This window comes from Bifidobacterium leontopitheci (genome assembly GCF_009193355.1).
GTDB classification, from domain to species: Bacteria; Actinomycetota; Actinomycetes; order Actinomycetales; family Bifidobacteriaceae; genus Bifidobacterium; species Bifidobacterium leontopitheci.
Map to the genome: position 1 here is coordinate 51,876 of NZ_WBVT01000008.1, position 12,735 is coordinate 64,610.

14 protein-coding genes are annotated in these 12,735 nt (G+C 65.8%); 9 read left to right on the top strand and 5 right to left on the bottom strand.

The window, feature by feature from the left end; all coding sequences use genetic code 11:
* Window positions 1-142: 142 nt before the first annotated feature.
* The 6 genes from F7D09_RS04120 to F7D09_RS04145 all read left to right on the top strand — a co-directional run bounded on the left by F7D09_RS04120 (window position 143) and on the right by F7D09_RS04145 (window position 6,070).
* Window positions 143-850 carry a response regulator transcription factor gene (locus F7D09_RS04120; RefSeq protein ID WP_152234149.1) on the top strand — a complete coding sequence of 236 codons (708 nt, stop codon included), beginning with the start codon at window positions 143-145 and terminating at the stop codon, window positions 848-850.
* Window positions 851-881: 31 nt separating this feature from the next.
* Window positions 882-1,940 carry a sensor histidine kinase gene (locus F7D09_RS04125; RefSeq protein WP_152234150.1) on the top strand — a complete coding sequence of 353 codons (1,059 nt, stop codon included), beginning with the start codon at window positions 882-884 and terminating at the stop codon, window positions 1,938-1,940.
* A gap of 139 nt (window positions 1,941-2,079) precedes the next feature.
* Window positions 2,080-2,742 carry a DedA family protein gene (locus F7D09_RS04130; protein WP_152234151.1) on the top strand — a complete coding sequence of 221 codons (663 nt, stop codon included), beginning with the start codon at window positions 2,080-2,082 and terminating at the stop codon, window positions 2,740-2,742.
* A 210-nt stretch (window positions 2,743-2,952) separates the two neighbouring features.
* The gene (locus F7D09_RS04135) at window positions 2,953-4,230 is read left to right on the top strand and encodes an MFS transporter (protein ID WP_152234152.1); all 1,278 of its coding nucleotides are present in this window, start codon (window positions 2,953-2,955) and stop codon (window positions 4,228-4,230) included.
* A gap of 44 nt (window positions 4,231-4,274) precedes the next feature.
* Window positions 4,275-4,628: a hypothetical protein gene (locus F7D09_RS04140; RefSeq protein WP_152234153.1), complete on the top strand. Its 354-nt coding sequence runs from the start codon at window positions 4,275-4,277 to the stop codon at window positions 4,626-4,628.
* Window positions 4,625-6,070, top strand: a complete 1,446-nt coding sequence (locus F7D09_RS04145; RefSeq protein ID WP_152234154.1) for an MFS transporter — start codon at window positions 4,625-4,627, stop codon at window positions 6,068-6,070. The genes F7D09_RS04140 and F7D09_RS04145 overlap by 4 nt, the downstream gene beginning before the upstream one ends.
* 12 nt (window positions 6,071-6,082) lie before the next feature.
* On the opposite strand, the gene F7D09_RS04150 is transcribed toward F7D09_RS04145, so the two are convergent.
* The 3 genes from F7D09_RS04150 to F7D09_RS11095 all read right to left on the bottom strand — a co-directional run bounded on the left by F7D09_RS04150 (window position 6,083) and on the right by F7D09_RS11095 (window position 7,386).
* The gene (locus F7D09_RS04150) at window positions 6,083-6,685 is read right to left on the bottom strand and encodes a PIN domain-containing protein (RefSeq protein WP_152234155.1); all 603 of its coding nucleotides are present in this window, start codon (window positions 6,683-6,685) and stop codon (window positions 6,083-6,085) included.
* Entirely contained in the window at window positions 6,682-7,092 is a 411-nt protein-coding gene (locus tag F7D09_RS04155) for a type II toxin-antitoxin system RelB/DinJ family antitoxin (protein ID WP_152234156.1), read from the bottom strand. The genes F7D09_RS04150 and F7D09_RS04155 overlap by 4 nt, the downstream gene beginning before the upstream one ends.
* A gap of 72 nt (window positions 7,093-7,164) precedes the next feature.
* A complete protein-coding gene (locus tag F7D09_RS11095) occupies window positions 7,165-7,386 on the bottom strand; it encodes a DUF3592 domain-containing protein (RefSeq protein WP_193312317.1) in 222 nt (73 codons plus the stop codon).
* 160 nt (window positions 7,387-7,546) lie between these two features.
* Here F7D09_RS11095 and F7D09_RS04165 point away from each other — a divergent pair, with 160 nt between their 5' ends.
* The 3 genes from F7D09_RS04165 to F7D09_RS04175 all read left to right on the top strand — a co-directional run bounded on the left by F7D09_RS04165 (window position 7,547) and on the right by F7D09_RS04175 (window position 11,167).
* Window positions 7,547-8,890: an MFS transporter gene (locus F7D09_RS04165; RefSeq protein WP_152234158.1), complete on the top strand. Its 1,344-nt coding sequence runs from the start codon at window positions 7,547-7,549 to the stop codon at window positions 8,888-8,890.
* Window positions 8,891-9,173: 283 nt separating this feature from the next.
* Window positions 9,174-10,514 carry an MFS transporter gene (locus F7D09_RS04170; RefSeq protein ID WP_152234159.1) on the top strand — a complete coding sequence of 447 codons (1,341 nt, stop codon included), beginning with the start codon at window positions 9,174-9,176 and terminating at the stop codon, window positions 10,512-10,514.
* A complete protein-coding gene (locus tag F7D09_RS04175; RefSeq protein WP_193312318.1) occupies window positions 10,511-11,167 on the top strand; it encodes a GNAT family N-acetyltransferase in 657 nt (218 codons plus the stop codon). The genes F7D09_RS04170 and F7D09_RS04175 overlap by 4 nt, the downstream gene beginning before the upstream one ends.
* A 73-nt stretch (window positions 11,168-11,240) precedes the next feature.
* On the opposite strand, the gene F7D09_RS04180 is transcribed toward F7D09_RS04175, so the two are convergent.
* Window positions 11,241-11,765 (bottom strand): NAD(P)H-dependent oxidoreductase, encoded by a 525-nt coding sequence (locus F7D09_RS04180; protein WP_152234161.1) that lies wholly within the window; start codon window positions 11,763-11,765, stop codon window positions 11,241-11,243.
* Between the two features lie 193 nt (window positions 11,766-11,958).
* The gene (locus F7D09_RS04185) at window positions 11,959-12,591 is read right to left on the bottom strand and encodes a sugar O-acetyltransferase (protein WP_152234162.1); all 633 of its coding nucleotides are present in this window, start codon (window positions 12,589-12,591) and stop codon (window positions 11,959-11,961) included.
* Between the last annotated feature and the right edge of the window lie 144 nt (window positions 12,592-12,735).

A 12,735-nucleotide genomic window follows, 5' to 3' on the forward strand; every position in this document is an offset into this window, starting at 1 on the left:
GCGTGCGGCGACTGGGATGGACGATGCGGGAACGCCGCACGGCCCGCCGAATCCGACCCCAGCGCATCTGCTATAACAGGAGCATGGGTCGCAGCCGGCCGCGCACAGGCGGGAAGGACCGACGAGACAAAGGGGGAGCATCATGGACCATCCACACGCGAACGATGGGTTCGACCCGTCCCGGCTGCTCCTTCCGGCCATACTGCTGGTCGAGGACGACCCGAGCCTCGGCTCCATGCTCAAGGAGATGCTCGACGCCGACTACCGCACCACCTGGGCGCGCACGCTGCACGAAGCCCACGACGCACTGTCGCGGCACGGCTTCGACGCGCTCGTCGTCGACCGCCGGCTGCCGGACGGCGATGGCCTCGACCTGATCCGCGAACTGCGCGGCGGAGGCATCTCCACGCCCGCGCTCATGCTCACCGCACTCGCCGAAGTCGACGACATCGTAAGCGGCCTCGACGGCGGCGCCAACGACTACCTGACCAAACCGTTCCACATCATCGAACTCCAGGCGCGCCTGCGCTCCCTGCTACGCGGCTTCAGCGCACAAGCCGCCAGCGTCATGATCGGCGACTGGCTGCTCAAACCCGCATCCAACCTCATCGAAGACCCCGACGGACGCACGGTCAGGCTCACCGAAACCGAAAGCCGGCTGCTCGCCACGCTCGCCTCATCACCCGACCACGTGTTCAGCCGGGAAGAGCTGCTCGCCGACGTGTTCTCCGAAGGCAGCGACCTCGGCGCCGTCGACGTCTACGTCTCCTACGTGCGCGGCAAAACCACGCGCCCCATCATCGACACCGTGCGCGGCCGCGGCTACCGGATCGGCAGCCCGCAGGAGTAGGACGCGACACACACGCAAAGGAGCGACCATCATGCGCACGACAGGACACACGACCCCCACCACGAAGACCAAGACCCCCACCACGGCATCGCACGGCCACACGCCAGGCCGGCAGGCGAACACCACCGTCGCCGGGCTGATCAGCCGACGCATGACCATCGCCATGGCCGTCGTCACCATCGTCGGCGGCATCCTCTTCGCCGCAGGCGTGCTCCTCGGCTCACGGCACGAGATCACCGAACGCGGCCTCGACCCCAACGCCATGAGCGTCACCGAACAATTCGGATCCGGCATGATGGTCATCGACACACGCAAAGCCATCGCGTTCACCCTCCTGTTCGTCGCCGGCGTGGTCGCCGCCGTCGCGATCATCGGCCACCACTACTCACGCAAGGAAGTCGCCCCACTCGAACACGCACTCGAACTGCAGAAGAACTTCGTCGCCGACGCCAGCCACGAACTGAAGACCCCGCTCGCCGTCATCGCCACACGCATCGACCTCATCGACTTCCGCCGCACCCACCACCAGCCCATCGACACCGCACTCAACGACCTGCGCAGCGACGTCGACCGCATGAACGCCATCCTCACCGACCTGCTGTCCGCCGCACGCGGCGCCGTAAACACGCAGCCCGTGGCGCTCGGCAACGTCATCGCCCGCTCCGTGGACGCCGTCCGGCCGCTCGCCGAACGCTCCGACGTCACCATCGACACACGCGTGGACGGCGAGGCACAGCAGTTCATCGTCCAAGGCAACGAAACCGGCCTGTCACGCTGCATGGTCGCCGTACTCGACAACGCGATCGCGCACGCGCCGCAAGGCACCGCGGTGACCGTATCACTCGGATTCCTGCACCACGGCGAATCGGCGGCCATCAGGGTGAGCGACCACGGCCCCGGCATCGGCGAAGACCCGGAACGGCTGTTCCGCCGCTTCGCCCGCGATGACGACGGCACCGCCCACCAAGGCTACGGGCTGGGGCTGGCGCTCGCGCGCGACGTGGCGGACCGGTACGGGGGCACGCTCGACGTGGAGTCGACCTCGCCGCAGGGCACGACGATGCGGCTCGTCCTGCCGCTGACGGCGTAGAACGTCGCCGCCCATGTCGCTTCACTGCGCGGGCGTCCGTCACAGCGGGTGTTCGCACGCTGTGACAGAAAGGGTCGGGACAGCAGGGGAGGACGGACGGTTAGCGGCGTCTAAGCGAAGCCATCGTACGGTGGGGTGCATGATCGAGAACATCACCGCATGCCCGGTCTCCACGGGCGGTTTCATCGGAGCCATGACCGACTGGCTCGTCGGTCTCATGTCCGTCATGGGCGGACTCGGCACGGGCGTCGCCGTGCTGCTGGAGAACCTGTTCCCGCCGATCCCCAGCGAGGTCATCCTGCCGCTGGCAGGGTTCACCGCGGCGCAGGGCCATATGACGTTGTTCGAGGCAATCGGCGGCGCGACCGTCGGCTCGGTGGTCGGCGCGCTCATGCTGTACGGCATCGCCTACGCAATCGGCGCGGGCCGCATGCGCCGCCTGTTCGACCGGATGCCGCTGACCGACGCCTCCGACATCGACAAGGCGAACGCCTGGTTCGCCCGGTATGGGCTGGTCTCCGTGTTCGTCGGCCGCGTCATCCCGATCGTCCGCTCGCTGATCTCCATCCCGGCCGGCATCGCGCGCACGAACCTCGCGAAGTTCACGCTGCTCACCGCCATCGGGTCGGCCGTCTGGAACACGATCCTCGTCATGGCAGGCTACCTGCTCGGCGCTCAATGGTGTTCCATCCTCGGCTTCCTCGACAGATTCCAGTACGCGGTCGCCGCAATCGTCGTCGCCCTGGTCGTCTGGTACGTCGTCGTCAAGGTGCACGCACGCCTCGCCGTGAAGAACGCCTGACACAGCATCCACGCACATCATCCGCACCGCGGCGCGGGCCACCGGCAAGGCCCGCGCCGCGGCCGTCGTTTGCCAGCCGCGCACGTCACCGACGTGAACCATAACCCGCCGCATGTGAACCGAATGATGATACTCGTCGCAACACCGCACACCGGCCCCCGCCTACAGTGGTCGACGGAACCTACAGGAAAGCGAGAGGCGGCGCACGGCATGACGACACAGCAGACGACGACACAGCAGACGACGACGGCGACGCGGACGACGGCCCGGCGACAGGATTCGATCCTCAGCCGCGACGTCATCCTCATCATGGCCGCCGCATTCTTCTACATGGGCAGTTCGATGCTCGTCACGCCGATCATCGTCGGCTATGCGCACCGGATCGGCGCCTCCGGCGAGCTGGCAGGCCTAATCGCCGGAGGCATGTACGTCGTCTCCCTGTTCTGCAGGCCCGTCGCCGGCAACCTCTCCGACACCATGCCCAAACGGCGGCTCGTCGGCATCGGAGCCGCATGCCTGATCGCCGCCAACGTCATGTACGCGCTGTCGCCGAACCCGGCCGTGCTGGCCGCCGCACGCGCGATCAACGGCGTCGGCTTCTCCTGCGTGTCCGTATGCCTAGCCACATGGATGGTGTCGCTGATCCCGCTGTCGCACGTCGGCAAGGCCATGGGCGTATACGGCACCGTCAACGCGCTCGCCATGGCCGTCGGCCCCGCGCTCGGCATCAAGGTCGAACAGACGTTCGGCTACCGCGGCTCGTTCATCGCCTCCACGGCGATGATGATCCTCATGGCCGTCTCGGTCATGCTGGTACGCAACGGGGGAGACCCCCGCAAACCGCCCACGCACGGGACGCAGCCGGGCCACGCAGACGCAGGGCGGCTGCGCACGCTCCTCGACCACGTGGTCGCCGTGAACGTCATCCCCGTCGCAGTCGTATTCATGCTGTTCGCGATCCCCTACTGCGCCACGCAATCCTACATCGTCACCTATGTGCGCGTACGGCACCTCGCCGTCGAGGTCAGCCTCTTCTTCCCCCTCTACGCGGCCGCCTTGCTGGTGATGCGCATCGCCATGCGCAACCTGTTCGACCGGCTCTCCTTCGCCTGGTTCCTCACCGTCGGATCGCTCGCCATGGCGGCGACGATGGCGGCGCTCGCTCTCATGCGCGACGATTGGGGGATGCTCCTCGCCGCCATCCTCATGGCGGCCTCATACGGCCTGATGAGCTCGGTGTCACAAGCCGCGGCGGTACGCATCGCAGGCCCCGGCCGCAGCGGACAGGCGAACGCCACCTACTATGTGGGCATCGACCTGGGCATGTCGCTGGGACCGATCATCGGCGGACTGCTATACGCCAGCCTGCCGGCGCAGTGGCTGTTCCCCACGTTGGCGGCATGCGTGCCGCTGGCCGTCGTCGTGTATCTGCTGTTCGGCAGGCGCGCGGAGCGGACGGCCGTCAGCGAGCCGGATTCGCGGCGATAGGGGAGTGCGAACCGGCAGTCGCGGACGATGTGGCGTCGGACTGCGTGAGCGCGCTGTCCGGCGAGGTCGCCGAGCATGAGCAGCGCACGGTTGGCCAGGGGGTTCGTCAACGGCACCAGCTCGACGCGCAGGGGAGGACGGTGCACGGCCATGGCCGGCGCAAGCCTGGGCCACAGGTCCAGCAACCCCATGGCCGGGCGCAGCAGCGAGACGCCGAGCCGGATGCTCGCATCGCCGCCTTCCAGCCGGCGACAAACGGCAATTGCATGAACTTTCGGTTCACACACTATCAACCACAATCATTCATCAACCGCCATTTTCCGCCCGTCACCAAGAATAACATGTCTATAGCAGCAACCGATGCGACACATGATCCAATGTTCACTGGAGCAATATGACCGAATCCACACGCAAGACACCCAACACGACGTCATCCAAAACAACGTCATCCAAAACAACGTCACCCAACACGGCCACGCCAGACCCCACGCATGGCCCCCACGCCGGCCGCCCGTCCGCCCTCCCCGCCACCATCGCGGCGGCGGTCGCCTCGTTTCTCGCCGGTATGGACGTGCTCATCGTCAACGTGGCACTGCCCACCATCGCCGACGAACTCGGGGGAGACATGGCGGTCCAGCAATGGGTGGTCGACGGCTACACACTGCTGTTCGCCGCACTGCTGCTGCTCGCCGGCAGCCTCGCCGACCGGTTCGGCGCCAAACGCATGTTCCTCGCCGGAGCGGCGTTGTTCGGCGCGGCCTCCCTGTTCTGCTCGCTCGCATGGTCGATGACCGCGCTCGTCGCCGGACGCTGCCTGCTCGGCGTCGCATCCGCGCTCATCCTGCCCGCATCGATGTCGCTGATCAACGAGGCGAACCCCGACCCACGCCGACGCGCATGGGCGCTCGCGCTGTGGGGTGCGGGCGGCGCTTCCGCGTCGGCCGTGGGGCCGTTGCTCGGCGGCCTGCTGACGCCGATCCATTGGAGTCTCGTGTTCGCGATCAACGTGCCGTTCTGTCTGCTGATCCTGGTGACGGCGCCGAAGATCGCCGCCTCGCCGTCACGCCCGGTCCGTTTCGACTGGCTGGGGCAGACGCTGGCGCTGGCCGGACTGACGGCATTGGTCGCCGGCATCATCGAGGTGGGGTCGCTCGGCCCGTCGCATCCCGCCACCATCACGCTGATAGGCGTCGGACTGGTGGCGATCGCCGCGTTCGCGTATTCGCAGACGCGCGTCGCCGCCCCGATGATGCCGCTGGGCCTGTTCCGGGTTCGCGGCATGCAGGTGGCGTTGCAGATCGGGTTCATCATGATTTTCAACTGGTATGGCATGGTGTTCATCTGCACGATGTTCCTGCAGAACGAGCTGGGCATGGCGCCCTTCGCCGCCGGGCTCGTGTTCGTGCAGTCCGCGTTCGTCACCATCGTCGGCAATCTGCTGGGCGGCCGGATCATCACCGCTCACGGCTCGAAGTTCTCCATCACGCTTGGACTGTCGATCATGATCGTCGGGTTCATGATCGAGTTCCTTGCGCCGCAGCCGATCCCCGTATGGGTGATTGCCACCGGATTGAGCGTCGTCGGCTTCGGCGCGGCGGTCACCACGCCTGCAGCAGCCGGAGTGGTGCTCGCCAGCGTGGACCCGTCGCAGACGGGCATCGCGTCCGCCATGTTCAATACGTTCCGGCAGGTCGGCGGGGCGATCGGCGTGGCCGCGTTCGGCGTCGTCGCCACGTTCCTGCCGTCGCTCGACGTGACGTTGCGGGTCGTGTTCGCCGCATCGGCGCTGCTGCTCGTCTACGTGCTGGCGTTCGAACTGCTACGCTGGCGCGGGCGCTGACGGCAGCGACGGCTAGGCGCCCTTGCCGTCGACCATCTCCACCAGCCGGCGTGGCGTGGCGCACAGTTCGGGGAAATGGTCGATGAGCCGCTTGTCGGACGTCGCCAGATAGTCGCTGCCCGACCGCAGTGCGGCCGCGACGATAAGGTCGTCCTCGAAGTCATCATGCCGGTTGCGCAGCGAAAAAGCCTGATCACAGGTCTCCTGGTCGATGGCGACGATGTCGCACAGTGCGCGCGTCTGTTCGACGCAATGCCAAGGCATCCGTCGGATGAGGCATCGTATGGTCTCGCGTTCGAGCGGCGAACGCTCCGCACCGTCTCGGGACGACGCATCCGCCTGTTCCGCACGGCCCTTGGCCGCAAGCTCACGGCGCAGGGTCGCCTCGGCGACGTATGCGATGTCCTTGAGCGTCGTGGCGGCGCATCGCAATGGGATGTCGTGACGGACGCAGGTTTTCAACAGCGCCGTCGCCGCTCCGGATTCGCCATCACGCTGCATGAGATGGTCCAACAGCACGTTGGTGTCAAGAAAGACGCTGGTTGGCAGGTTCCGCAACGGATGATGCGCGAGCGGCCGGGATAAGCGTTGCGCCGGGGGAATGGACTGCATCATTCGCTCCGCTCCATGGTGAGATATTCGTCGAGCAACTGGTCATACATGAGTTCTCGCCGCCGCTTCGGCTCCGCATCCTCCACCGACGTCCATGCGTCATCAGGATGTTGCACCAGACCCGATGCGGCGAGCTCGCGCCACACGTAGCCTGCAGAATCCTCAATGACCGCCATGTTGCGCCGTTGCCGATCTTCCCGCTCGCGCTCCTCGATGCCGGTCTCCAGCCTCGGGATCTCCCGGCGGTCAGCGATATACGTCCAGACCGACCGGATCATGTCGCTTGCCGACACTCCATTGCGGCTCAGTATGTCGTCGACGTCGGTCTTCAACTTGGCGTCAATGCGCACGTTCAGCTGCGTCATCGCCGCCGATGCATGCGACGCCTTGTGCACCACGCTCGTCATCATCCCCCCTTTGTCTCAGTGACGATACGGTCTGCTATACAGTATAGCAGACCGTATCGTCGTAGGGCGTGACGCTCACATCATGACAAACACGAGCAGGATAGGGGCGAGGACGAACAGCGATACGGCGCCGAACACGGTCAGCAGCCAGCCGCCGACGCCCGCGCCGGACCGTTTGACCTGAGCGAACGCCCGCCGGGGGTTGGCAGGGTCGTAGAACACGGTCATGGGACTGCTGAGCGGCCATAAACGGCCAGCGCCGGCACGATAGTGGATGATGCGCCCCTTGCCTTTCATGCGGAGCCGGACCGACGGCCATGTCCATGACGTTTCTATGGTACGCTTCCGCATGGCGCCGAAGCGCGCAGGATATCTGCCGATGCAACGCATGGCGTCGAGCAGCGCCGTCAGGACGACACCGGGCCAAGGAACCAGAACAGACAACAAAGGATCGCCTATGCCACAAACCCATCCATCCGCACCATCATCAGTTCAGGACAAAGAACCGCGAGGACGCGGCTGGAAAGGCCGCATCGCACTGCTGCTTGTCGGCCAGGCGTTCTCCCTGCTCGGATCGACCGTCGTCCAATACGCGATCTGGTGGTGGATTGTCATGCAGGAGAAAAGCGGATGGTCCATGCTGCTCGCCACCCTGTTCGGCGTGGTTCCGCAGGCCGTCATGTCGATCTTCGGCGGCCCCATGGCCGACCGGTACAATCGCAAGGCCCTGATCATACTGCCGGATCTCATCATCGCAGTGGCCACCGTGCTGCTGTCCGTCGCCTTCGCGACCGGCTGGGCGAGCCTGTCGCTGATTTTCGTGGCACTGCTCATTCGCTCGGCCGGAGCCGGCGTGCAAGTGCCCGCCGTACAGTCGTTCATCCCAGACATCGCACCGGAGAAGGGGCTTCTGCGGGTCAACTCGATCTACGGCGTCATCGACTCGGCCAACCGCATCGCCGCGCCCGCCATCGCCGCCGTGCTCGTCAACGTGATGCCGTTGTGGTCGATCCTGCTCATCGACGTGATGACCGCGGTGATCGGCGTCGGCTTCGTCATGCCGATCCGCGTGCCGAAAACGACGGCGAGCGGCTCGGTTCAACCGAAAGCAGGCACGGAAACGCGTGGGGGAGCCGGTCCGATCGCGATTCTGCGCCGCACCTTCGTCGACCTCAAGGCCGGATTCGCCTATGCGATGGGAAGCCCGTACCTCAAGGGCGCGATTCTGGGCGACGGCCTGACATGCTTCGTGGCCGTGGCGCCGATGAACCTCACGCTGTTGCTCATGACCCGCGAATACGAGGGCATCGACCTGAACCTCGGCTTCGTGAACCTCACCACCGCGTCCGACAAGCTCGCCGCCAACGAGCTGGGCCTGAGCGTCGGCATGCTGCTCGGCGGCGCGCTCATGACCACGATCGGCGCGAAAGCCCTGCGCGGCCGCCTCGCGCAGATGCGCATGATCGCGTTCGGCATCGCGATGGTGGGCGTCACCGTCGTCGGCATGGGTCTCGCGCCCAATCTGCTCGCGTATCTCATCATCGACGTGCTCAACGGTATGGCGTCGGCGGCCTGCGTCGGTCCGATGCGCACGATCATGCAGTCCGAATCCGACGAGTCGATGACCGGCCGTGTGTTCGGACTCGACACCACGCTGTCCACGTTCGGCATGCCATTGGGCATGCTGATCTTCGCGCCGCTCGCCGATATGATCCCGATCATGTGGGTGTTCGTCGCCGGCGGCCTGCTGACGCTTCCCGTCGCCTGGTATGTGTTTGCGCTGTCGCGAAGCCGTCGTTGATGGAAGGCGCCGGTTTCCCGGTACAGACAGCGGACGATGGCGGCACCTATGCACCGCCGCTGTGATACGCTTCATGCCATGTGTTCATCCTGCATGATGCCGGGCCAATGCCCGCAGACCGGCGGGCTGCCCGGCCGGCGTTAGGCGGCGCCGTACTCCGAAAGGCAAGGCGCCGCCGTCTTCGCGACCATCATGCCACTTCCGTATGCCCCGCACCCGCGAAGGGCCCGGCATAAGCCTGCCCAGCCATCCATACGGACAGCAGAAAGCAAGAACACCGTACATGTCCCAGACCAAACCATCCATATCATCCTTCATCCCCGAACCCGACCCGCGCGAACGCGGCTGGAAACGTCACGTCACGCTCCTGCTCGCCGGGCAGGCGTTCTCCCTGCTCGGCTCCAACATCGTCCAGTACGCGCTGTGGTGGTGGATCGTGCTCCAAGCCAAAAGCGGCTGGTCCATGCTGCTCGCCACCCTCTTCGGAGTCCTGCCGCAATCCGTCGTCTCCATCTTCGGCGGCTCGCTGGCCGACCGTCACAGCCGCAAGCCGCTCATCATGCTGCCCGACCTGATCATCGCCGGCGTGACCGTTATCCTCTCGTTCGCCTTCGCCAACGGCTGGGCGAGCCTGACGATGCTGTTCGTCGTCCTGTTCATCAGGTCCGCCGGCGGCGGCATCCAGACGCCCGCCATCCAATCCTTCATCCCCGACATCACGCCCACCAGCCGGCTGCTGCGCGTCAATTCGATATACGGCATGATCAACTCGGCGAACATGCTCGTCGCCCCCGCCGTCGCCGCCGTGCTCATCAACGTGATGCCATTGTGGTCAATCCTGCTCATCGATGTGACGACCGCAGTGATCGGCGTCGGCTTCGTCGCACTGATCCGGGTGCCGTCGGGCGGGAAACGGAACGTAGCCGCGGACGGCTCCACGGCTCCACGGACCGCCACCGGCCTTGCGTCAGTGTTCCGCCGCGCGTTCGCCGACCTGAAGACCGGACTCGCCTATACGATGCGCATTCCGCGGCTCAAAGGCGTGGTGGTCGGCGACGCGCTGGCGAGCTTCGTGGCCGGAGCGCCGATGAACCTCACGCTGCTGCTCATGACCCGCGAATATGCGGGCATCGACCTCAACCTCGGCTTCGTGAACCTCACCACCGCGTCCGACAAGCTCGCCGCCAACGAGCTGAGCTGGAGCGCCGGCATGCTGTTGGGCGGCCTCGTCATGTCGACAATCGGCGTGCGTCGCGTACATGACAACATGCGTACGGTGGCGTTCGGTTTCGGCGTGTGCGGCCTTACCATCGTCGGGCTCGGCGTGGTCCCCGACCTGCTGGGCTATCTGATCGTCAACCTGCTGTGCGGCATGTCCTGGGGCGTGTGCGCGGGGCCGTTGCGCACCGTGATCCAGACGGAGGCCGACCCGTCGATGGTGGGGCGCGTGTTCGGCCTCGACACGACGTTCGCGACGCTCGGCATGCCGTTGGGCATGCTCGTGTTCGCGCCGCTCGCCGACGTGATGCCGGTGACATGGGTGCTCGTCATCGGCGGTCTGCTCGCCCTGCCGGTCGCCTGGTATGTGTTCGCGCTGTCAAAACGGGAGGTGCAGACGCGATGAGCGATGCCGTGATCCTGCGACCGTTGCGCCGCGGCGACTATCCGACGCTGGTGGAGATGCTGCGGCGCATGTGGTATGCCGACCCGTCGATGAGCGAGACGACCGCCCGACGCTTGGCGACCATCGACCTGCATCACTGCCTGTCCCGCTCGACCATTGCGACCGTGGCGGAGCGGGACGGCAGGGTCGTGGGCGTGATACTCGCCCGCGTCGACGCCGCGATGCCACGCTGGCGTCAGTCGCCGCTCAACCGGCACGTCCGCCGCATGATAGGGGAGTCGCTGGCGTTGCCGTTCTCGGCCGAAGGACGCCGAGGCATCCGCGACGCATTCGACCTGGTCGCCGTCGACAGGCGTCTCATGCGCGGGCTCACACCGCGCTACGACGCCGAAATCGTGCTGTTCCTGGTCGACGAGCGGATGCGGGGCCAAGGGGTCGGCGGCACACTGTTCGACCATGTGCTGGCCCGGTTCCATGCCGCAGGTGCACGCCACTACTTCCTGTTCACCGACACCACCTGCAACGTCGGTTTCTACGACCATCGTGGTCTGTTCAGACGCCGTGAGGAGCGCGGGATCCACCGCGACGGCAGCGAGGATACGTACTATCTGTACGAGGGCACCTGTGTTGCTTCGGCGACGAGGATGCCATAGCAACAGACGATAAAACAGGGCGGCTTCCCCTGCGAAAGGGAAGCCGCCCTGTTCGGTTGATGATGACCGCCTGTTACTTGGCCAGGAACTGCTGGTAGTCCGCCGCCGCCTTGGCGAGCGCCTCGTCGGTGATGCCGAAGGCGCCGAACGTGACGAACGGCTTGACCCACGTGGCGCTGATGTAGTTGGCCGTGCCCTGGAACGGGACGAGCACCTGCTCGATCGTGAACTTGTTCGCACCCTCGGGCTGGTAGTTGGCTTCCGGCGAGCCGGTGGAGACGGCGACGGCGAACTCCTTGCCCTCGAACGCATGGCCTTCGGAACCGTACGCCCAGCCGTGCTCGAGCACCTCGTCCTCCCACGTCTTGAGCAGCGCGGGGGAGGAGAACCACCACAGCGGGAACTGGAACACGATGCGGTCGGCGGCCTCGATGGCGGCCTGCTCGGCCTTGACGTCGATCTTGCCGTCCGGGTAGAGCGCGTACTCGTCGCGCACGGTCACGTCGTCGAGCTCGCCGGCGGCCTTGGCCAGCGTGGCGTTGACGCGAGACTGGCCGTTCAGGGACGGGTGAAACACGAGCACCAGGGTCTTCTTCATGGGTGGTCTCCTCTGCAATCTGAAGGATATGCGCGCGGGCGCGTAGCCTCTGACAGCTGCCGCCACCGCGCGTATACCTCGAAACGATGTATACGAATTCAGCATACGTGACAGGCGCCCGGGGCGGTGTCCGCTTCGCTATGGACGAACAGGCAGGCGAGGGCGGATTCGTCGGACGTCGCATCCGACGGCTTCACACATGTCCGATGACGCGCGCGGGACTGCCGGCAACGATGGCGCCCGCGGGCACGTCGTGCGTGACGACCGCTCCCGCGCCGATGATTGCGCCGTCGCCGACCGTCACGTTCTGCAATACGATCGCACCCGCGCCGATCCACACCCGTCGGCCGATGCTGATCGGCCTGCTGACGGTGATCGCTCGACGTGACGGATCCTTTAAGTGGTTGATGGTGATGAGTTGCACGTTCGGTCCGAGGAACGAGCCATCGCCGATCGTGATGCCGCCACGGTCCATGAGCGTGCACCCCCAGTTGATGAACACGTCGCGGCCGACCGTGATGTTGCGGCCGAAATCCGTGTAGAACGGCGGGTTCAAACGGAACGACGGGTCAACATTGTGCCCGACGATGCGCTCGAACAGCGCGTGGACGTCCCCGGGTTCGCGATATCCTGTGTTCAGCTCGGCGCACAGGCGTTTCGTCTCCCGGATGATGTCGCCGATGTCGGAATAACCCGGCTCGGCGGGGGAGACGGGGATGCCGCCGCGGTCACGGGCAAGGATGTCGGCAGCGGAGCCAGGCGCGGCGGAAACGCCTGCTGTCGCCGGCGCGTTCGCCACAACAGGCGCGGTCACGGTATCGGTCATAAGGTCACGGTCCTTTCCAGAGTCGGCTTTATTGAACCGCAATCGCCGAGCGCCATGCTAATAGTGTCGTTCGATGCTCCGCCATGCCCTCCGGCTATGGGAAGGCCGGAACGCTCATGCACGTGAAGCATGGAGCCGTATGCG